Source organism: Ancylobacter defluvii (assembly GCF_018390605.1).
GTDB lineage: Bacteria > Pseudomonadota > Alphaproteobacteria > Rhizobiales > Xanthobacteraceae > Ancylobacter > Ancylobacter defluvii.
This window is the reverse complement of sequence record NZ_JAHBGD010000024.1, coordinates 473,268-492,183: the sequence shown is the minus strand read 5'-3', so window position 1 is coordinate 492,183 and position 18,916 is coordinate 473,268. Positions and strand designations below refer to the sequence as shown.

Sequence of the window (18,916 nt, the reverse complement as noted above, 5' to 3'; positions counted from 1 at the left end):
AGCGTCATGCGCCTGAAGAGCGCCATCTTGGTTTCCGCCCTGATCCGGCGCGCCAATGGCGCCGGGGCCTTTGCCGCCGTGCGCCGGCGCGGTGCCGAAGAAGCGGGAGCGGTCTTCGTCAAGATCGCGACGCTGGACGGCAAGGCGGCACTTTACGGACCGGCTCCCCCCTCCCTCGACGATGAGGACAGCCCCGAGCGCCGCTTCGTTGCCATCGTGCCGGCCGATCGGCCGGAAGCCGAGGCGGAAGAGCGGATGGGCAAGGAGCTCCGCTTCGACCCGGATCTGTGGTTCGTCGAGATCGAGGATCGCGCCGGGCGCAGCTTCCTCGACATCGCCCAGCAGCGCTAGCCCTGACGGCGCGGCTCGGCCAGTGTGTCGCCGGCCTGCGCGGGGGCGGGAGCCGGGCGAGGCACCGCGAAATCGCGCATGGACGGGGTTTCGGCGGCAGGGCGCGGCACGCCGGCACGGCGGGCACCGCGCCAGATCGCTACCATGTGCTGCGCGCTGGTCAAGGGCAGCCCATCGAACAGGTCGGCCAGGCGCGCCATGTCGTTCGACGAGCGGCCGACGCCGGGATGCAGCCGGAACAGGATCCGCGACAGCACGGCGAAGCTGAGGCCGAGCGCCCGGGCGGCGATGGCGAGCGCCTGTCCCGCTTCGTCCTCGACAATGCGCCCGGCGGCGTCGGCTGGCAGCGCCAGCGCCCGTTCCAGCAACAGGACGAGCGCGGCGCGGTCCTCGCGCCTGGCGGCGGCAAGCAGGCTGTCGGTGAAGGCTCCCCCCTGGGCGCCAACCCGTTCCGCCAATGGCAGCGGAGGCAGGGTGAGCAGGCGGTGCAGGATGGCCGTGCGCTCCTCCGGCGCGGCTGCGAAGAAATCCGGCGCGGAATAGGGTCGCCGCTGATGCGCCTCGCGCGCGTGATGGACGGTGGAGGCGAGCCGCTTGGCCAGCTCGGGAGAAACATCGCGGCGGGCGGCAATCGCCTGCAGCCGTGCGGTTTCCGCACCGGTGGCGAGCTGGATCAGGGCGGTTTCGTCCAGCGCCGGCGACAGCCGCAGCAGCGGCGCGGCGCTGTCGATCGGACCGGATGCCAGCCGATGGACGAGTTCCGCCGGCAGGTCGGCACGCCCCGCCAGGCGCTCGGCGGCCTCGCGGGCGAGCGCGGGCGCGACCCCTTCCATCAGCCGCGGCAGCAATATGCCGAGCCGGCGGATGGAATCGGCGTCGCCGGCACCTTCCTCGGTCACGCGATCGACCAAGAGCGCCAGCAGCGCCGGGCGCGTATCGGCGCCACGGCGGCGGGAATCCTCGATGGTGGCCTTGAGACTGGGGCCGACGGTGGAGGGCATGAAGGACGACAGGTTCGAACGAGAAGGGGAGGGCGCCGGGACCGGCCGAACCAAATTGCGCCATGAACGTTAGCAACCCGTTAACCATGCCGAACTAGCCTTTAACTATCCGGTTTGGCTAAGGTCGGAGACGCAGAATGGGTTCGGTCGTACCGTTTCCTGCCTCCCGCAAGCTGCGCGTGCGGCGTGATCGTCGCCGGGAGCCCGTATTACCCGTTTCGGCAAAAGTGGTGATCCTGCCGGCCATCCGCGTTTCGCGGTCGGTGCCGGCCACTGCCGCGTCGGCGACTGCGGCACCGCCCAAGGCCTGAACGGCCGGCGGTTCAAGGGGCCGGGGTGCAACTCGCCGAAGCGATCGCGGCTTTCACCTCGTCGCGGGCGCTGCGTTCGCGCGCCATGCCGCGAATGATGACGATGCCTTCCTGTGTCGGCGATTCCACGACCAGCCGATCGGCGACCGTCACTTCCTCATCCTCCGGCATCGCCGCCTTCTGGCGGGCATTCATCAGGTCGAGCTCGATCACGGTCCGGCCGGCTGAACGGTCGTTGATGGCGTAAAATGGCAGGCCGTACCGCGTGTAGAAGGAAATCGAGGTGTAGTCCTCTGTCGTCGGCGTGCGCACCTTCAGCGGCCCTTCGGTGAGATCGTAGAGGCAGACTGCGGTCACGAAGGCCGGGTCGGAGGCCGGTAGCGCCGTCGCGAGCGTGCGGGGATCCTCGATCAGCGCGAGGGCGTTCACCTGGCCGACGCCTGACAGCCGCGCATAGGCGTCGCGTTCCGCCACATAGGGCATCATCAGCACGCCGATGAGGTGGACGATGGCGCCGAGCACCAAGCCGGCGAGGATGGGAACCACGAGACGCTTCACGGGCAGCGCTCCGTGATCAGCTTCGGCATGTCCGGCGCGTCGCTGGTGCGACTGGCAAGGCCGACGGGCGCATCATAGAGGCGCAGCGTCAGCACCAGGCGATCACGGGCGCCGGTGGGCAGCCAGTTGCCGGCGCGCGCCCGCGGGCCAAGCGCGACATCGACGGTGCCATCGCGATTCCACACCACTTCCGTCGAGGTGAAGCCATGGCGGTCGGCGGCGTTGTCGACGAGATTGCCGTCATGGTCCGTGAGCGTCAGGGTCCAGAACCGCGCCTGTGGCACGGTGCCGGAGAGCCGGATGTCGCAGCGCCCGTCCAGCGACTTGCCGCTGTCGTCGGTGGCGGCGACGAAGGCCAGCCCATCGGCGAGTTCCAGCGGCAATTCGCCGGCGCGGGCCAGCGCTGCGCGCGCATAGGGATCGGCGTCTTCGGTGCCGGCCTTGGGCCACGCCTTCCACGCTCCGGCGCGTACCACGCCGGGGCCGTAGCCATTGGCGGTCGCGAACCAGACAAGGCCAAGGCCGACGACGGCGCCGATGGCGAGGGTCAGGATGAAGAGCAGCGGACGCACGGTCGGGACGAATCCGGTATCAGGGGTGCGGTGCCGGCAATGGAACTGCCGGCGGCGAGGGTCAATTGCGGTCGATCGCCGGGCTGGCGCCAGCGCCGGCGAACTGTTCGCTTGCCGGCAGCGAGGCGCTCGGCCGGCGCGAGGCCTCGGCCGCCAGGCGCATCCGCTCCGACAGGGCCATCAGCCGCACCGCGGTGGCGGGAGCGAGGGTCACCGGGCGCTGGAAGCCGTCAATATCGAGCGACGACGCCTCCGCCACCGCGCCGTCGAGCTTCGGCGCCGGCTGGTTGCCGAGGCCGGGTGTCGGCTTGAGTTCGATGCCCTGATGCGCGAAGGCCATCACCTTCTGCCAGGTCATCGCCGGCAGCGAACCGCCAGTCATCTTGCGGGTGGGGGTGAAGTCGTCATTGCCGAACCAGATGGCGCCGGCATAGTTGCCGGTGAAACCGACGAACCAGGCGTCGCGATAGGCATTGGTGGTGCCGGTCTTGCCGGAAACCTTGGTGCCGGGAATCATCGCCCGCCGGCCGGTGCCATGCTCCACCACGCTGTTCAGCATCGGGTTGATCATGGCGATGATGTTCTCCGGGATGACACGGTGCGGCTTCGGCCCGTTGCGGTCGAAGCTCCACACCGGTTCGCCGGCAGGAGTGCGCATCTCCAATATGGCATGCGGATCCACCGACATGCCGTTATTGGCGAACACGGCGTAGCCGGTGGTCTGATCGATCACCGTCACCTCGGCGGCGCCGAGCGGCAAGGCGCGGGTGATCTTGAGCTCGCTCCTCACGCCCATGGCATGGGCGAGGTCGACGATGCGCCCGCGACCGATCGCCTCGGCGAGCTTCACCGCCACCGTGTTGAGCGAGCGGGTCAGCGCGGTGATCAGCGGGATGCGCCCGGCATAGGAGCGGCCGTAATTCTGCGGGCACCAGTTGCCGATGCAGATCGGTCCGTCCACCACCATGGTCTGCGGCGTGTATTTCCCGGTCATCAGCGCGGCGGTGTAGACATAGGGCTTGAAGGACGAACCGGGCTGGCGCAGCGCGTCGGTGGCGCGGTTGAACTGGCTCTCGCCATAGTCGCGGCCGCCGACCATGGCGCGCACCGCGCCGTTCGGCTCCATCACCACCATGGCGGACTGGCTGGCGCCGTAATCCTTGCCGAACTGCTTAAGGCTGTCGCGGATGGCGGTATCGGCGGCCTTCTGGATGTTGGGATCGAGCGCGGTGCGTACCACGAAGGAGCGCTCGGAATAGTTTTTCGGCAGCGTCTCGACCACGGTCTTCACCTGGTTAAAGGCGTAGTCCAGATAGTAATCCGGCGTGTCTTCCTGCTTGCGGTTGATCGGGGTTGCCGGGTTGCGGCGGGCGCCGAACACTTGGCCCTCGGTCATGAAACCGGCATCGACCAGATTGTCGAGCACCACCGATGCCCGGCCGCGGGCGGCCGGAAGGTTGATGTGCGGGGCGAATTTCGACGGCGCCTTGAACAGGCCGGCCAGCATCGCGGCCTCGGCGAGCGTGACCTCGCGCGCGGACTTGCCGAAATAATACTGCGCCGCCGCGTCCACGCCGAAGGCGCCGCCGCCCATATAGGCGCGGTCGAGATAGAGCTTGAGGATCTGGTTCTTGGTGAGGTGGAACTCCAGCCACAGCGCCAGGAAGGCTTCCTTGATCTTGCGCTCCAGCGTGCGCTCGTTCGACAGGAACAGGTTCTTGGCGAGCTGCTGGGTGAGCGAGGAGCCGCCCTGCACCACGCCGCCGGCGCGGGCATTCGACAGCACCGCCCGGAAGGTGCCGGGGATGTCGATGCCGAAATGCTCGTAGAAGCGCCGGTCCTCGGTGGCGAGCACCGCCTTGATCAGATGATCGGGGAACTCCTCCAGCGGCACGGTGTCGTTGTGGCGGATGCCGCGCTCGCCGATGGTGCTGCCATAGCGGTCGAGAAAGGTCACCGAAAGCTCGGAGCGCTTCAGCCAGTCATCCGACGTCTCGTGGAAGGCGGGAATGGCGAGCGCCAGCATCAGCACCGCGCCGACCGCGCCCCAGGTCATGCCCTCCGAGGCGATCTCGACGCCCCAGCGGGCTGGTCCCTGCAGGTTGAAGCGCTCGGTGAGGGCGACGAAGGCGTCCCAGCCGGCGCGCAGCCGCACCCCGCCGGTATAGATGGTCGAATCGATCCAGGAATCGATGGCGAGAAGGATATTGCGCAGACGGCGCCGGCGCGGCCGTTCCTCACCGGGAGGGGAGTTTTCCGACCCCGCGCCTCCCGCAGGAGCACCGTCCTTCATCGACCCGTCGTCCAAGCCGCGCTCTCCGCGAGGTACTCTACCTGTTCGCCCTTATAGCCGAGACGCCGGGGGCACACCACTTGAGGGTGCGGGCTCGCCATGGCGGGACGCCGAAGCTATCTAAGGTTTGATTGCCAAGCCGTGAAGCGGGGCGACCGCCGCGAAGCGGGACGCCCTTGCCCCCGAGAGGTCCGATGACTGCCGAAACCGACGCCGCCCCGGACCTGCCGTTCTGGAAACGCAAGCCGCTGGAAGCGATGAGCGCGGAGGAGTGGGAGAGCCTGTGCGACGGCTGCGGGCGCTGCTGCCTGGTGAAATTGCAGGACGAGGACACCGAGGCGATCGCCTATACCGACATTGGCTGCCAGCTGCTCGACGATTTCGGTTGCCACTGCCGCGACTACCCCAATCGGCAGGCGCAGGTGCCGGATTGCGTGCGCCTCACCCCCGAAGTGGTGCGCACGCTGGCATGGCTGCCGCCCTCCTGCGGCTATCGGCTGATCGCCGAGGGGCGCGACCTCTATTGGTGGCACCCCCTCGTCTCCGGCGACCGGGACACGGTGCATGCGGCGGGCGTCTCGGTGCGCGGCCGGGTGGCGGCGCTGGAGGACGAGCTGCCGCTGGAGGATTTTGTCGACCATATGGTGCGCTGGCCGCTGCGCCTGCCCAAAGGGGCGGCGAGCCGCCGTCGCAAGACCCGCTCAGCGTAGCAGCGGCGAGGTCAGCAGCTGGGCCGCGAAGCCGGCGACAACGGCGGCGATGCGCGGGATGGTATGTCCGCGCCCGGTCGCCGCCGCGGCGCGGCCGGCGAGGGCGCCGAAGCCGATCCAGCCCAGCGCCACCAGCGCGCGGAGCCCGGCGAAGCCGGCGCGATAGGGCCACACCCGTTCCGCGCCGAACGGCACCACGCCGAGCGCGAACAGGATCGCCTTGGGATTGAGCAGGGTGGTGAGGAACACCCGTGAGGGTGTCACCACCCCGCCGACCGCGCCGGACGCATTGCCGGAGCGCCGCCACAGCGACCAGGCCGGTGGCGATCAGTTTAAAGCCCGACGATCAAGCGCAGACCCAGGCTGAGGACCGGCGAGGCGGTAATGGCCGGACCCGGCACCAGGCCGAGCAGGCTGATCGAGATGAGCTGGCCGCCGATCTCGGCCGGCATCAGCGGCAGCGCGCGGCGCATGCCGCCGGTGGCGCCGGGGGAGAGGTGGCCCGCCTTAGTGGGCGGTGAGGAGCGCCATGGGGAGGCGTCGCACGCCCCTCACCCCATCCCTCTCCCCGACGGGGAGAGGGGGAAGGAAGAGGTCAACGCTCTTCCGCCACGCGCCGAAGGTTCAGAGCGCCAGCACGCTCTTGTCGACGTTCTTGATATCCTTGGTTCCGGTAAGCGCCATGGAGACATCGAGCTCCTTGCGGATGATCTCGATGGCCTGGGCGACGCCGGCCTGGCCGCCGGCGGCCAGCGACCACAGGAACGACTTGCCCATCATGCAGCCCTTGGCGCCCAGCGCCACCGCCTTGAGCACATCCTGGCCGGACTGGATGCCGCCATCGAACCAGATCTCGCTCTTGCCGCCGCCAATGGCGTCGACCACCTTGGGCAGCGCCGAGATCGAGGAGACCGCGCCGTCGAGCTGGCGGCCGCCATGGTTGGACACCACGATGGCGTCGGCGCCGGTCTGCGCGGCGATCTTGGCGTCCTCGACGTCCAGCACGCCCTTGAGGATCAGCTTGCCCGGCCAGATCGAGCGCACCCACTCGACATCCTTCCACGACAGCGAGGGGTCGAACTGGCCGGCGATCCACTGCGACAGGGTGGTGAGGCTGTCGCTCTCCTTGCGCACCGCGAGGTTGCCGAAGGAATGGCGCTTGCCCATCAGCACGCTCAGCGCCCAGGCCGGCTTGGTGGCGATGTCGAGCGCGTTGGCGAGGGTGAGCTTGGGCGGAACGGCGAGGCCGTTCTTGATGTCCATGTGGCGCTGGCCCTGGATCTGCAGGTCGAGCGTCAGCACCAGCGCCGAGCACTTCGCCGCCTTGGCGCGCTCGATCAGCGACTCGGAGAACTTGCGGTCCTTCATCACATAGAGCTGGAACCAGAACGGCTTGCTCACCGCCGCCGCCACGTCCTCGATCGAGCAGATCGACATGGTGGAGAGCGTGAAGGGGATGCCGGCGGCCTGGGCGGCGCGGCAGCCATGGATCTCGCCGTCGCCATGGAACAGGCCGGTGAGGCCGGTGGGAGCGATGGCGAGCGGCAGGGAGACCTCCTCGCCGATCATCGTGGTCTTGGTCGAGCGCTCGGAGACGTCGATCATCACCCGCTGGCGCAGCGGGATGGCAGAGAGGTCCGCCTTGTTGGCCTTGAGGGTGGTCTCGTCATAGGAGCCGCGGTCGGCATAGTGGAAGATCGCGCGCGGCACCTTCTTCATGGCGATGGCGCGAAGATCCTGGATATTCGTGACGGTGGCCATTGGCCCGGCTCCTATACTTCCAAAGAGGAGGGGAGGCGCCTCGGCCTCCCCTGCGTGACGTCAATTATGGATCACCAGCGCCGTGAACGGCCACAGGTGAGCCTGGGCGCTGACGAGCAGGCCGACCAGCACCGCGAGCGCGATGGAGTGGAAGAACACATAGCGCAGAATGGTGCCTTCCGAATTCTGCCAGCCGGTGGCGGTGGAGGCGACGACGATCGACTGGGCGTCGATCATCTTGCCCATCACGCCGCCCGAGGAGTTCGCCGCCGCCATCAGCACCGGCGACAGGCCGAGCTGCTGCGAGGTGATCTTCTGCAGGCCGCCGAACAGCACGTTCGAGGCGGTGTCCGAACCCGTCAGCGCGACGCCGAGCCAGCCGAGCAGCGTGCCGAACAGCGGGTAGAACGGCCCGGTGGCGGCGAAGGCGAGGCCGAGCGTGGCATCGAGGCCGGAATAGCGGGTGAGGAAGCCCAGCGCCAGCATGATGGCGATGGTGGCCAGCGAGTAGCGCACCTTCCACAGCGTGTGGGCATAGATCTTCGCCAGCGCCACCGGCGAGAAGCCCATGGCGAGGCCGGCGACGATGGCCGAGATGAAGATGCCGGTGCCGGTCATCGACAGGATGTTGAAGTTGAACACCGCGGCTTCCGCATGCGCCTCGGCGACCACCGGCGGCACCTTCATGATCATGTTGTGCAGGCCGGTCATCTCGAACTTGCGGATGAAGAAGCCGTCCAGCAGCGCCTTCACCTGCGGGATGCCCCAGGCGAACACGAACACGGTGAGGATGCCCCAGGGCAGCCAGGCCTTCACCAGCGCGGCGGTGGAGGGGCGGGCAGTGGTGAAATCGGTGGCGCCCTTGGTGGTCGCGCCCTCCGAGCCGTCGCCGTTCTCGCGGCCCTTCAGCGCCGTCGAGGTCCAGAGCTTCTTCGGCTGCCAGACGCGCAGGAAGGCGACGAGGCAGACCATGGAGACGATGGCGGCCACCACGTCGACCAGCCACGGGCCGTGATAGTTCGACACCAGGAACTGCGGAACCGCGAACGAGACGCCGCAGACCAGGATGGCCGGCCAGATCTCCATCATGCCGCGCCAGCCGGCGAACGCCCAGATCAGCCAGAACGGCACCAGCAGCGAGAAGAACGGCAGCTGGCGGCCGATCATTGCCGACAGGTCCATCAGATCGAGGCCGGTGACGGCGGCAAGCGCGATGACCGGGGTGCCGAGCGCGCCATAGGCGACCGGCGCGGTGTTGGCGATCAGCGACAGGCCGGAGGCGGCCAGCGGCGAGAAGCCGAGGCCGATCAAGAGCGCCGCGGTGACCGCGACCGGGGTGCCGAAGCCCGCTGCGCCCTCGAAGAAGGCGCCGAAGGAAAACGCGATCAGCAGCAGCTGGAGCCGGCGGTCGCCGGTGATGCCGGCGATCGAGCGCTGCAAGGTGGTGAACGACCCGTTGGCCTCGGTCATCTGGTGAAGGAAGATGATGTTGAGGACGATCCAGCCGATCGGCATCAGGCCGTACAGCGCGCCGTAGCCGGCGGCGATGCTGGCCTTTTCCGTCGGCATGCCGAAGGCGAACACCGCGATGACGAAGGCGGCGACCAGGCCGGCAAAGGCGGCGACATGCGCCTTCATGTGCAGGAAGCCGAGGCCGACGAGCATCACCACCACCGGCACGGCGGCGAACAGGGTCGACAGTGCCAGGCTGCCGAACGGGTCGTAAATCTGATTCCAGGTCAAAATCCGTTTCCTCCCAGAGAACCGCGGACTTGACGTCCGTTTTGCGCATTCGCGATTGGGTGCCGGTCGGCGGCACCTTTAAACCCGCCCCCTTAGGGAAGGTGGCAATAGGAGTTTCGTTTGGTAAAATTGTCTTACCAATGGAGTCAACTGGTTAGAAGCTTAGCTCTTGGTTGTAGACGCGCGGGCCGGAAAGTGGAAAAAGCAGTGGGAAATCAATTCGGAGCAGGAAAAACATGACCGCGCGGCTGCGCACGCCCAAACTGGCGCAGGCCATTGCCGAGCATATCGAGCGGCTGATCCTCGAAGGCGTGCTGCGTCCCGGCGAGCGGCTGGCGAGCGAGCGCGACCTCTCCGAGCAGCTGGAGGTCTCGCGCCCCTCGCTGCGCGATGCGCTGCAAATCCTTGAGGAACGCGGACTTCTGGCGATCGGCCGCGACGGCACGCGCGTGACGCAGTTCCTCGCCCCGCTCACCGAGCCGCTGGCGGGGCTGCTGCATTCCAACGAGCAGGTGACGGCCGACTATTTCGAGTATCGCGAGGCGGTGGAGCGCAAGGCGACCGGGCTTGCCGCGGTGAGGGCCAGCGACCCGGAGCGGCAGGCGATCCGCGAATGCCTCGCCGAGATGCAGGCGGCCTACGACGCCAACGAACCCGACCGCGAGGCGGAGGCGGACATCGTGCTGCACCGGCTGATCTACGGCGCCTCGCACAACCTCGTCATCCTGCACGTGATGCGGGCCTTCAGCGAGATGCTGCGGCACGATATCTTCTTCAACCGGGCACAGCTGTTCGCCATCGACGAGTTCCGCGAGGAATTGCTCAGCCAGCACAAGGCGATAGGCCATTCGGTGATCGAAGGCGATGCGTCGGCAGCGGAGGAGGCGGCGCTGCGCCACCTCGTCTATACCGGCCAGAGCGTCGAGCGCTTCCGTCGCGACGAGGCGCGCACCAACCTGGCCCTGCGCCGGCTCAACCGCTCGACGCTGATCTCCGGCGCCTGACCGTTAGCCGGCGGCGCGCTGGCCGGCGAACTGGCCGCGATAGCCGACTTCCGGCACGCCCAGCGTCTGCTCCAGGATCAGCTGGCACACCTTCATGCCGGTGCGCAGGCGGATGGGGCGCGGACCCAGATTGATGATCTCGAGCTGGATGCGGCCGGTCGAGCCGGCATGGATGGTGGGTGCGGTGAGGTGGACGATGAGGCCGATGCGGGCCAGCGAGCTCTTGCCCTCCACCCGCGCGGCGAGCCGGGCGCCGGGCATCAGGTCGACCTTCTCGCAGGTCCACCCCAGCACCAGCCGGCCGGGATCGAGCACGAAGCCCTGCTCGCCGATCTCGATATCACCGGCCATGGCGAGGATCGCCTCGCGGAAACTGTAGCCGGGACCGGCGGGATCGATGACCGGGTCCTCTCCCTCCGCCGGGGGGCGATAGAGGGTGAGCCGGGAATCGAGGCGCAGATCGACCCCGTTCGGCGCATAGAACTCCGCCGGCGGCGGCGGGTCGATGCGGAGCAGGCCGGCGGCCAGCGCGTCGCGAATGTCGCGATCGGTCAGGATCAAGGGCAGGCACCCCGTTTACGCGAGACAAGCCCATGATCGGTAACATGATTGCCGGCCTCGCGCGAGGGTGGCGTCGCAGCGCAAATCTGTTGCAACCGCGAAACGGCGCTTGCGCGGCAAATATTACATATGAAATGATACTGACCAGTATCGTTCATTCCCAGGAGACGTTCTTTCCCATGTCCGCTCGTTTCAAGCTTCTCGGCATTTCCGGCAGCCTGCGCGCCGCTTCCTTCTCCACCGCCGTCCTCGAGGCCATCAAGGCGGCGCTGGCGGACAAGGCGGAGCTGACCGTCTATCGCCTGAACGACGTGCCGCTCTACAACCAGGACGAGGACACCGCCACCCCGCCGGCCGGCGCCGCGGCGCTGCGCGCGGCCATTGCCGAGGCGGACGGCGTGATCTTCTCCTCGCCGGAATATAATTTCGGTACCTCCGGCGCGATGAAGAATGCCATCGACTGGGGCTCGCGTCCCTATGCCAAGGGCGCGCTGCTCGGCAAGCCGGTGCTGGTCGTCACCTCCTCGCCCGGCTCGACCGGCGGCATCCGCGCCCAGGCGCAGCTGCGCGAGTCGCTCACCGCCGCCGGCGCCCGCGTCGCCGTGGTTCCGCATGTGGCGGTGCCGGCCGTCGCCGAGAAGGTGAAGGACGGCGCCTTCACCGACGACAAGACCAAGAATTTCGTACTGAGCGGCGTCGAGGCGCTCATCACCGAGATCCGCTTCGTCGAGCACCTGAAGAAGGGGGCCTGAGACGGGCCCGGACGACCATAGCGGCGTCGGGGAACCGGCGTCGCCGGCCGTGCCGGACGCGGCGGCGCGTTCCACCGCCCGTCGTAGCTCCAGCCGCCGCACCGGCCGCGGGCAGGCGACCTGCGAGCGGCTGCGCCGCGTCGCCGCCTGCCTGTTCGTCTCCCGCGGCTATGACGGGGTGAGCCTCGACGAGATCGTGCAGGCCGCTGGCGGGTCGAAAACCAATATCTACGCCTTCTATGGCGGCAAGGAAGGCTTGTTCGTCGCCGCCATAGAGGAGGCCCTGAGCGAGGTGCTGCGGCCGCTCACCGAGGCGGACACCCAGGGGCAGGGGCTGGAGGCGGGGCTGACCCGGCTGGGACGGGCGCTGATCGACGCGCTGCTGTCCCCGCCGGCGCTGGCGCTGCACCGCACGCTGGTGGGCGAGGCCGGGCGCTTTCCCCGGCTCGGCGCCGCCTGGTACGCCGCCGGGCCGGCAACCTCGCAGGCCATTTTCGCCGCCTTCCTCACCCGCCGGCTGGCTGCGCGGCCCGGCTCGGCGATGCCGGACGTCCAACTGCTGGCCCGGCTTTTCCACGACATGGTGGCCGGCGACCTGCACCACCGGGCGCTGTTCGAGCCCGAGCCGGCCGGCGAGGCCGAGCGGGCGGCGGCGGTGGCGGCGGCGGTGCAGGCGGTGCGGGCGCTGGCCGGACCTGGCCGCTAGGATCGCTGCGAGAGCCGCTCGACTATCGTGCCGAGGAGCGGTTCAGCGCCACGGCTGCACGAAGGAGGGTGCGGAACGCCTCCTCGTCCAGTTGATCGCCTTGGTGAAGATCGATGGCGCGCCGCGTATTGCCGTCGAGGCTGGCGTTGAACAGGCCTGACGGATCGGCAAGCGTGGCGCCCTTGGCGAAGGTCAGCTTTACCGCGCTCTTATAGGTTTCGCCGGTGCAGATCATGCCATCGCGGTACCAGACCGGAACGCCGCGCCATTTCCATTCCTCGACCACATCGGGGATCGCCTGCCTGATGAGCGCACGGACACGCGCCAGCGTCTCGCCTCTCCAGTCGCCCAGTTCCGCGATGCGCGCGTCGATCCGCTGCGAGGGGGAGGGGTCCTTGGTCGGGGCGCTGTCTCGCATTTCGTCGGCTCCCTCTTCGGTTGCGTCCGGGGGCGGCGCGGAGCGGCCCACGGGACGCCCGGCGCACAGCCGCAGCTTAGCCGTGGCGGCACAGCCTCGCGAGTCCACGACGGATGCCAGCCGAGGCGGCGCCCGGCGTGCCGGTCGCCGGGGCACGCATAAGATGCGAGAAAATTTCCGCGTGTAGGAATAAATGCCTTGACAGCGTGACGCTGCTCGGGTAGGTTTTTGCCATGCTCCACAGTTGCGTCCGGGGCCGGCCCTGCCGGCGAGGGCGCCGTATCCGTCAGCCGGCCGGCAAGGCCGGCTTTTTTTTGTTGTGGCGGGGCCGAGATTCCAAGGGAACCACGGATCATGACGATACCCAAGCGCGACGTCTCGCCCGAGGCGATCGAGGAGGCGCGCCGGCTTTACGAACATACCAGCGTGCCGAACCAGCACATTGCCGACCTGCTCGGCATCAGCCGCTCGACGCTGAATGTGCGCATCGGCCACTGGGGCTGGAAGCGGCGCAAGGATCGGCTGGCGGCGACAACGGCGGCGCCGGTCCCCGGCGTCGCCCCGGCCGAGACTGCGCCCGCTGCGGCGGAAGTGGACGGGCCGCTGTCGCGCCGGCTGCTGATCGCCCGGCTGGTGGCGCGCATGGAGAGCGAGATCGCCGCCGTCGAGCGGCTGGTGGCGCGCGCCGGGCTGAATGCCGGCCGCACCGGCGCGGATGCCGAGAGGGCGGCGCGCACCCTTGCCATATTGGTGCGCGCGATGCGCGAGCTCGCCGCCATCGCCCGCGACGAGGACGAGGATGCCGGGGACGCCAGCGCCAATGACATGTTCCGTGACGCCGACGCCTACCGACGCGAGCTTGCGGAAACTCTTGAGCGCGTGCTGGCGGAGCGGGCGGCTTGACGCAGCGGTCGCCGGGCTCAGCCCCGGCGTATCGCACTGGCTGCTGCATTGCTGGAGCCTGCTGGCGCGGCCGACGCAGCTGCCGCCCGAGCTTTCGCAGGGGGGCAGCGACTGGACCACCTGGCTGGTGATGGGCGGGCGCGGTGCCGGCAAGACCCGCGCCGGCGCCGAATGGGTGCGCGGGCTGGCGCTCGGCGCGCCGGGATTTTCCACCCGCCCCGCGGGACGGATCGCCCTCGTCGCCGAGACCTTCGCCGATATGCGCGAGGTGATGGTGGAGGGGGTGTCCGGCCTGATGGCGGTGCATCCGCGCCACGAGCGCCCGCGCTGGGAGCCGACCCGCCGCCGGCTGGAATGGCCGAACGGGGCGATCGCGCAGGGGTTTTCCGCCGACGACCCGGAAAGCCTGCGCGGGCCGCAATTCGACGCCGCCTGGTGCGACGAGCTCGCCAAATGGCGCTATGCCGAGGCGGCGTTCGACATGCTGCAATTCGGGCTGCGGCTGGGCGAGCGGCCGCGGCAGATGGTGACGACGACGCCGCGCGCCACCGCGCTGATGCGGCGGCTGATCGCCGATCCGACCACCGCCATCACCCGCATGGGCACGGCGGAGAACGCCGCGCATCTGGCGCCGACCTTTCTGGAAGCCGTGGTCGGGCGCTATGCCGGCACACGGCTCGGGCGGCAGGAGCTGGAAGGCGAGCTGATCGAGGATCGCGCCGACGCGCTCTGGAGCCGGGCGGCGCTGGAGGCCGCTCGCGAGGACGCGGCGCCGTCGCTGACGCGCATCGTGGTGGCGGTGGACCCGCCGGCCTCCTCGCGCAAGGGGGCGGATGCCTGCGGAATCGTCGCCGCCGGGCTCGATGGCGAGGGCATGGTGCATGTGCTGGCCGACGAGAGCGGGCACGGGCTGACGCCGGGCGCCTGGGGCGCTCGGACGGTGGCGCTGTTCCACAAGCTCGCCGCCGACCGGGTGGTGGTGGAGATCAACCAGGGCGGCGAGATGGTGCGCAGCATCCTCGCCGGCATCGACCCGTCGCTGCCGGTGACCGAGGTGCGGGCGACGCGCGGCAAATGGCTGCGCGCCGAGCCGGTGGCGGCGCTCTATGAGCGCGGCCGGGTACGCCATGCCGGGATCTTTCCGGCGCTGGAGGACGAGCTGTGCGATTTCGGCCCGGACGGGCTATCCGGCGGGCGCTCGCCGGACCGTCTGGACGCGCTGGTCTGGGCGATCACCGCGCTGGCGCTCGGCCCGAAGGAGAACGCGCCGCGGGTAAGGCGGGTGTAACGCGCGCGGCGCATTTCGGCACGACACGACATTCGACCGATTTCGAGGCTGCCGGCATGGGCGGGAGGCGACTCCTGCCGGCCGGCGGCGCTGACGCTTCACGACAGGAACCCTCCCATGAAGCTGCCCTTTTTCTCCCGCGCCCCCGCGCCGCCGGACGTCAAGGCCTCCCGCGCGGCGCCGCTGGTGGCGCTCATCTCCGCCGGGCGGCCGCGCTGGACGCCGCGCGACTATGCGGCGCTGGCCGGGGAGGGCTATCTGCGCAACGCCGTCGCCCATCGCTGCGTGCGGATGATCGCCGAGGGTGCGGCGCAGGTGCGCTTCTCGCTGATGGAGGGCGCGCAGGAGCATGCCGAGCATCCGCTGCTCGACCTCATCGCCCGGCCGAATGCGCGGGCCACCGGCGGCGGCTTCATCGAGGCGGTGGCGGGGCATCTGCTGCTTGCCGGCAACGCCTATGTCGAGGCGGTGAGCCTCGACGGGCGGGTGCGCGAGCTGCATGTGCTGCGCCCCGACCGCATGAAGGTGGTGCCCGGCGCCGATGGCTGGGCCGACGCCTATGACTACACGGTGGGCGGGCGCACGCTGCGCTTCCTGCAGGATGGGGTTTTGCCGCCGATCCTGCACCTCGCTCTGTTCAACCCGCTCGACGACCATTACGGCACCCCGCCTTTGGAGGCGGCGCAGACCGCGCTCGACCTGCACAATGCCGCCGGTGCCTGGAACAAGGCGCTGCTCGACAATGCGGCGCGGCCTTCCGGCGCGCTGGTCTATGGCGGGGCGGGCAACCTCTCCGACGAGCAGTTCGACCGGCTGAAGGAGGAGCTGGAGAGCAATTTCTCCGGCGCCGCCAATGCCGGGCGGCCATTGCTGCTGGAAGGCGGGCTCGACTGGCGGCCGCTGTCGCTGTCGCCGAAGGAGATGGACTTCCTCGAGGCGCGCAACGCCGCGGCACGGGAGATCGCGCTGGCCTTCGGGGTGCCGCCGATGCTGCTCGGTATCCCCGGCGACGCCACCTACGCCAATTATTCCGAGGCCAACCGGGTGTTCTGGCGCCAGGCGGTGCTGCCGATGGCGCGGCGCATCGGCGAGGGGCTGGCGCGCTGGCTGGCGCCCGGCTTCGGGGAGGCGGTGCTGGAACTGGTGCCGGACCTCGACGCCATCGAGGCGCTGAGCGCTGAGCGAGAGGCGCTGTGGCGCCGGGTCGGCGAGGCCGGCTTCCTCACCGATGACGAGAAACGCGCGGCCGTGGGGTATGGCGAGGGGTAAGGGGTAGGGAGCCTACCGGAGCGACCGGCTCCCTCTCCCCGTCGGGGAGAGGGTTGGGGTGAGGGGTCTTCGAGGCTTCCCAATGGCTCTCCCCTCACCGACCCGCTACGCGGGCCACCTCTCCCCGACGGGGAGAGGGAAGGAGGGCCACTGCGCATTTCCTCGCGCGACCACATGCACGCAGAGCTGGCGGGCATGGCCGTCATAGACGCAGGCGATCGGCTCACGCGCGCCGACCGCACGAACATTTCGAACACGCTCGACATGGCCCTGCTCTTCGCGGGTGGCGAGGCCGAGCTTAACCCGGCGCCGCGCGCCTGTGTACGGCGGCGCTCGCGGCTGCGTTGCGTGAACGAGGCGCTGCGCCTCCCAGACGAGACCGCCCATGGACAAGCTCATCGACGCCTTCGTGGCGCGGGGCGATCTCGCGCATCTGGCGCTGCTCGCCTGGGCGCTCGGCGCCTCCGCCTTTGCCTATGTCGCCCTGCGCGAGCTCGCTGCCAGTGTGCGGCGCTTCGACGACTTCGTGCGCGAGATCGCGCGCTTCAACGCCAAAATCAACGCCACGTTCGGAGACGACGAATGAAGGTCACCCCCCGCATACGGGCCTTCCTGCCCGGACGGCCACGGCTGCCGGCGCCGACCCGCGCCGGCGACGCGCCGAAAGTGTTCCGCGATTTCGGCCGCACCCTCGGCAAGCTCGACCGCGCCGCCCATGTCGGCACGCCTGCCGCCGCACCTGCCGGCAGGCCCGGCAAGAAGCGCGGCAAGGCCGGCCAGGGAGGCGCGAGCGCATGATCCATGCCCGTGTTCCGTCCGCCGGCCCGGCCATCGAGGTGAAGGCCGGCCCGGCGCTGGCCGAGATCGAGGCCGATGGCCGCTTCGAGGGCTATGCCGCCCTGTTCGCCCGGGTCGATCTCGGCCGCGACCTGATCGTGCGCGGCGCCTTCGCCCGTTCGCTGGCCGAGCGCGGCGCCGGCGGCGTGCGCATGCTGTTCCAGCACGATCCCGCCGAGCCGATCGGCATCTGGACCGAGCTGCGCGAGGATGCCACCGGGCTGTTCGTGCGCGGCCGGCTGATGCCGGACGTCGCCCGGGCCCGCGAGGTGCTGGCGCTGATGCGCGCCGGGGCGATCGACGGGCTCTCCATCGGCTTTCGCGCCGTGGAAGGCCGCACCGATCCGCGCTCGCGGGTGCGCCGCCTCACCCGCATCGATCTGTGGGAGGTGTCGATCGTCACCTTTCCCATGCAGCCCGACGCCCGGATCGACGCGGTTAAGCGTGTGGCGGCCTGCCGCTCGCCACTCGCCGCCACCATCCGCCGCGGCGCCCGGCGTCTGCGCGCGCTCGGCGCCATTGGCGCGCCGGCCCCCTCTCTCCCCTGAAAGGATGATCCTTCATGCAGAACCAGAATGACGGCCTCGAAGTGAAATCGGCGGGCGGCCCGGAAGTGAGCGCCGCCTTCGAGGAGTTCATGGGCGCCTTCGAGGCGTTCAAGGACGCCAACGACCAGCGGCTCGGCGAACTGGAGCGGCGCGGCGTCGATGCGGTGACCCATGACAAGGTCGAGCGCATCAATGCCGCGCTCGACAGCCAGAAGACGCTGATCGACGAGCTGGTGCTCAAGGCGCGCCGGCCGGGGCTTTCGGGCCGCGCCGACCTGGTCACCGACCTCGCGGCGCGCGAGCACAAGGCCGCCTTCGACGCCTATGTGCGCCATGGCGAGGCCGCCGGCCTCAAGCGCATCGAGGCCAAGGCGATGTCGGCCGGCGTCGCCGCCGATGGCGGCTATGTCGTGCCGAGCGAGACCGAGCGCGAGATCGGCAAGCGGCTGGCGGCGCTTTCCCCGATCCGCGCCATCGCCGATGTGCGCACCATCTCGGCCGGCACCTACAAGAAGCCGTTCATGACCTCCGGCCCGGCGGTCGGCTGGGTGGCGGAGACCGCCGCCCGCGCCCAGACCGCCAGCCCGGTGCTGGACGAGCTGAGCTTCCCGGCGATGGAGCTCTATGCCATGCCGGCGGCGACGCAGACGCTGCTCGACGACGCGGCGGTCAACATCGACGAATGGCTCGCCATCGAGGTGGAGGCCGCCTTCGCCAGCCAGGAGGGCACCGCCTTCATCGCCGGCGACGGCGTGGGCAAGCCGAAGGGCTTCCTGAGCTATACGAGCGTGGCCGAGAGCGCCTGGGCGTGGGGCTCGCTCGGCTTCATCGCCACCGGCGCGGCGGGCGACTTCCCGAGCGCCAATCCGTCGGATCCGCTGGTCGACCTCGTCTACGCGCTGAAGGCCGGCTACCGCCAGAACGGCAGCTTCGTGATGAGCCGGCGCACGCAAGGCGCGGTGCGCAAGCTCAAGGACGAGAACGGCCAGTATCTGTGGGCGCCGCCGACCGGCCCCGGCCAGCCGCCGAGCCTGCTGGGCTTCCCGGTCCATGAGGCGGAGGACATGCCGAATATTGGCGCCGGCAGCCTCTCGGTGGCGTTCGGTGATTTCCGCCGTGGCTATCTGGTGGTCGACCGCGCCGGGGTGCGGGTGCTGCGCGACCCGTATTCCGCCAAGCCCTATGTGCTGTTCTACACCACCAAGCGCGTCGGCGGCGGCGTGCAGGACTTCGACGCCATCAAGCTGCTGAAGTTCGCGGCGTCGTAAAAGGGGCCGGGACGAACACCAGTGGAAGCTGCCCTCTCTCCCCAATGGGGAGAGGGAAGGAA

Annotated in this window: 22 protein-coding genes; 12 read left to right on the top strand and 10 right to left on the bottom strand. The window is 69.4% G+C overall.

Features of this window, described 5'->3' with window-relative positions; translation table 11 throughout:
- The first annotated feature begins 6 nt into the window (after positions 1-6).
- Complete coding sequence (locus KHC24_RS18530; RefSeq protein ID WP_213364790.1) at positions 7-351, top strand: DUF1491 family protein; 345 nt, start codon at positions 7-9, stop codon at positions 349-351.
- On the opposite strand, the gene KHC24_RS18525 is transcribed toward KHC24_RS18530, so the two are convergent.
- The 4 genes from KHC24_RS18525 to KHC24_RS18510 form a co-directional block, all read right to left on the bottom strand.
- Positions 348-1,352 (bottom strand): hypothetical protein, encoded by a 1,005-nt coding sequence (locus KHC24_RS18525; RefSeq protein WP_213364789.1) that lies wholly within the window; start codon positions 1,350-1,352, stop codon positions 348-350. The genes KHC24_RS18530 and KHC24_RS18525 overlap by 4 nt on opposite strands.
- Before the next feature lie 323 nt (positions 1,353-1,675).
- Positions 1,676-2,221 carry a DUF1254 domain-containing protein gene (locus tag KHC24_RS18520; protein ID WP_213364788.1) on the bottom strand — a complete coding sequence of 182 codons (546 nt, stop codon included), beginning with the start codon at positions 2,219-2,221 and terminating at the stop codon, positions 1,676-1,678.
- Entirely contained in the window at positions 2,218-2,793 is a 576-nt protein-coding gene (locus tag KHC24_RS18515) for a DUF1214 domain-containing protein (protein ID WP_213364787.1), read from the bottom strand. The genes KHC24_RS18520 and KHC24_RS18515 overlap by 4 nt, the downstream gene beginning before the upstream one ends.
- Positions 2,794-2,854: 61 nt before the next feature.
- A complete protein-coding gene (locus KHC24_RS18510) occupies positions 2,855-5,086 on the bottom strand; it encodes a transglycosylase domain-containing protein (RefSeq protein ID WP_213365185.1) in 2,232 nt (743 codons plus the stop codon).
- Between the two features lie 194 nt (positions 5,087-5,280).
- Between KHC24_RS18510 and KHC24_RS18505 the strand changes: the two genes are divergently transcribed.
- Positions 5,281-5,796, top strand: a complete 516-nt coding sequence (locus KHC24_RS18505) for a YcgN family cysteine cluster protein (protein ID WP_213364786.1) — start codon at positions 5,281-5,283, stop codon at positions 5,794-5,796.
- Here KHC24_RS18505 and KHC24_RS18500 read toward each other — a convergent pair.
- From KHC24_RS18500 to KHC24_RS18485, 4 genes are all read right to left on the bottom strand, one after another.
- Positions 5,788-6,060, bottom strand: a complete 273-nt coding sequence (locus tag KHC24_RS18500) for a hypothetical protein (RefSeq protein WP_213364785.1) — start codon at positions 6,058-6,060, stop codon at positions 5,788-5,790. The two genes, KHC24_RS18505 and KHC24_RS18500, sit on opposite strands and share 9 nt — an antisense overlap.
- 68 nt (positions 6,061-6,128) lie before the next feature.
- A complete protein-coding gene (locus KHC24_RS18495; RefSeq protein WP_213364784.1) occupies positions 6,129-6,269 on the bottom strand; it encodes a hypothetical protein in 141 nt (46 codons plus the stop codon).
- Positions 6,270-6,420: 151 nt separating this feature from the next.
- Positions 6,421-7,557 carry an alpha-hydroxy acid oxidase gene (locus KHC24_RS18490; protein ID WP_213364783.1) on the bottom strand — a complete coding sequence of 379 codons (1,137 nt, stop codon included), beginning with the start codon at positions 7,555-7,557 and terminating at the stop codon, positions 6,421-6,423.
- A 60-nt stretch (positions 7,558-7,617) separates the two neighbouring features.
- Positions 7,618-9,300 (bottom strand): L-lactate permease, encoded by a 1,683-nt coding sequence (locus KHC24_RS18485; RefSeq protein WP_213364782.1) that lies wholly within the window; start codon positions 9,298-9,300, stop codon positions 7,618-7,620.
- A 236-nt stretch (positions 9,301-9,536) separates the two neighbouring features.
- Between KHC24_RS18485 and KHC24_RS18480 the strand changes: the two genes are divergently transcribed.
- Positions 9,537-10,304, top strand: coding sequence for a FadR/GntR family transcriptional regulator (locus tag KHC24_RS18480; protein ID WP_213364781.1), 768 nt, complete (start codon positions 9,537-9,539; stop codon positions 10,302-10,304).
- A 3-nt stretch (positions 10,305-10,307) separates the two neighbouring features.
- On the opposite strand, the gene dcd is transcribed toward KHC24_RS18480, so the two are convergent.
- Positions 10,308-10,865: a dCTP deaminase gene (gene dcd / locus KHC24_RS18475; RefSeq protein WP_213364780.1), complete on the bottom strand. Its 558-nt coding sequence runs from the start codon at positions 10,863-10,865 to the stop codon at positions 10,308-10,310.
- A 179-nt stretch (positions 10,866-11,044) separates the two neighbouring features.
- Here dcd and KHC24_RS18470 point away from each other — a divergent pair, with 179 nt between their 5' ends.
- Both KHC24_RS18470 and KHC24_RS18465 read left to right on the top strand, forming a co-directional pair.
- Positions 11,045-11,617, top strand: coding sequence for an NADPH-dependent FMN reductase (locus KHC24_RS18470; protein WP_213364779.1), 573 nt, complete (start codon positions 11,045-11,047; stop codon positions 11,615-11,617).
- Positions 11,618-11,666: 49 nt separating this feature from the next.
- Positions 11,667-12,323 carry a TetR/AcrR family transcriptional regulator gene (locus KHC24_RS18465; RefSeq protein WP_213364778.1) on the top strand — a complete coding sequence of 219 codons (657 nt, stop codon included), beginning with the start codon at positions 11,667-11,669 and terminating at the stop codon, positions 12,321-12,323.
- 22 nt (positions 12,324-12,345) lie between these two features.
- On the opposite strand, the gene KHC24_RS18460 is transcribed toward KHC24_RS18465, so the two are convergent.
- The gene (locus tag KHC24_RS18460; RefSeq protein ID WP_213364777.1) at positions 12,346-12,741 is read right to left on the bottom strand and encodes a DUF1801 domain-containing protein; all 396 of its coding nucleotides are present in this window, start codon (positions 12,739-12,741) and stop codon (positions 12,346-12,348) included.
- 354 nt (positions 12,742-13,095) lie between these two features.
- Between KHC24_RS18460 and KHC24_RS18455 the strand changes: the two genes are divergently transcribed.
- The 7 genes from KHC24_RS18455 (at position 13,096) to KHC24_RS18425 (ending at position 18,854) form a co-directional block, all read left to right on the top strand.
- Positions 13,096-13,644, top strand: a complete 549-nt coding sequence (locus tag KHC24_RS18455) for a hypothetical protein (RefSeq protein ID WP_213364776.1) — start codon at positions 13,096-13,098, stop codon at positions 13,642-13,644.
- Entirely contained in the window at positions 13,613-14,932 is a 1,320-nt protein-coding gene (locus tag KHC24_RS18450) for a DNA-packaging protein (RefSeq protein ID WP_246547133.1), read from the top strand. The genes KHC24_RS18455 and KHC24_RS18450 overlap by 32 nt, the downstream gene beginning before the upstream one ends.
- 117 nt (positions 14,933-15,049) lie before the next feature.
- Complete coding sequence (locus KHC24_RS18445; RefSeq protein WP_213364774.1) at positions 15,050-16,201, top strand: phage portal protein; 1,152 nt, start codon at positions 15,050-15,052, stop codon at positions 16,199-16,201.
- Between the two features lie 385 nt (positions 16,202-16,586).
- Positions 16,587-16,787, top strand: a complete 201-nt coding sequence (locus tag KHC24_RS18440) for a hypothetical protein (RefSeq protein WP_213364773.1) — start codon at positions 16,587-16,589, stop codon at positions 16,785-16,787.
- On the top strand, positions 16,784-16,999 hold the full coding sequence (locus KHC24_RS18435; protein WP_213365229.1) for a hypothetical protein: 216 nt from the start codon (positions 16,784-16,786) through the stop codon (positions 16,997-16,999). The genes KHC24_RS18440 and KHC24_RS18435 overlap by 4 nt, the downstream gene beginning before the upstream one ends.
- Positions 16,996-17,586, top strand: a complete 591-nt coding sequence (locus tag KHC24_RS18430) for an HK97 family phage prohead protease (protein ID WP_213364772.1) — start codon at positions 16,996-16,998, stop codon at positions 17,584-17,586. Before KHC24_RS18435 ends, KHC24_RS18430 begins: the two co-directional genes overlap by 4 nt.
- Before the next feature lie 14 nt (positions 17,587-17,600).
- Positions 17,601-18,854, top strand: coding sequence for a phage major capsid protein (locus KHC24_RS18425; protein WP_213364771.1), 1,254 nt, complete (start codon positions 17,601-17,603; stop codon positions 18,852-18,854).
- Positions 18,855-18,916: the final 62 nt, after the last annotated feature.

Excerpts from the sequence above, each read along its gene's own strand:
- KHC24_RS18530 (WP_213364790.1), top strand. The coding sequence starts at position 7 with ATGCGCCTGAAGAGCGCCATCTTGGTTTCCGCCCTGATCCGGCGCGCC.
- KHC24_RS18525 (WP_213364789.1), bottom strand. The coding sequence starts at position 1,352 with ATGCCCTCCACCGTCGGCCCCAGTCTCAAGGCCACCATCGAGGATTCC.
- KHC24_RS18510 (WP_213365185.1), bottom strand. The coding sequence starts at position 5,086 with ATGAAGGACGGTGCTCCTGCGGGAGGCGCGGGGTCGGAAAACTCCCCT.
- KHC24_RS18505 (WP_213364786.1), top strand. The coding sequence starts at position 5,281 with ATGACTGCCGAAACCGACGCCGCCCCGGACCTGCCGTTCTGGAAACGC.
- KHC24_RS18495 (WP_213364784.1), bottom strand. The coding sequence starts at position 6,269 with ATGCGCCGCGCGCTGCCGCTGATGCCGGCCGAGATCGGCGGCCAGCTC.
- KHC24_RS18490 (WP_213364783.1), bottom strand. The coding sequence starts at position 7,557 with ATGGCCACCGTCACGAATATCCAGGATCTTCGCGCCATCGCCATGAAG.
- KHC24_RS18480 (WP_213364781.1), top strand. The coding sequence starts at position 9,537 with ATGACCGCGCGGCTGCGCACGCCCAAACTGGCGCAGGCCATTGCCGAG.
- KHC24_RS18470 (WP_213364779.1), top strand. The coding sequence starts at position 11,045 with ATGTCCGCTCGTTTCAAGCTTCTCGGCATTTCCGGCAGCCTGCGCGCC.
- KHC24_RS18460 (WP_213364777.1), bottom strand. The coding sequence starts at position 12,741 with ATGCGAGACAGCGCCCCGACCAAGGACCCCTCCCCCTCGCAGCGGATC.
- KHC24_RS18455 (WP_213364776.1), top strand. The coding sequence starts at position 13,096 with ATGACGATACCCAAGCGCGACGTCTCGCCCGAGGCGATCGAGGAGGCG.
- KHC24_RS18445 (WP_213364774.1), top strand. The coding sequence starts at position 15,050 with ATGAAGCTGCCCTTTTTCTCCCGCGCCCCCGCGCCGCCGGACGTCAAG.
- KHC24_RS18440 (WP_213364773.1), top strand. The coding sequence starts at position 16,587 with ATGGACAAGCTCATCGACGCCTTCGTGGCGCGGGGCGATCTCGCGCAT.
- KHC24_RS18435 (WP_213365229.1), top strand. The coding sequence starts at position 16,784 with ATGAAGGTCACCCCCCGCATACGGGCCTTCCTGCCCGGACGGCCACGG.
- KHC24_RS18430 (WP_213364772.1), top strand. The coding sequence starts at position 16,996 with ATGATCCATGCCCGTGTTCCGTCCGCCGGCCCGGCCATCGAGGTGAAG.
- KHC24_RS18425 (WP_213364771.1), top strand. The coding sequence starts at position 17,601 with ATGCAGAACCAGAATGACGGCCTCGAAGTGAAATCGGCGGGCGGCCCG.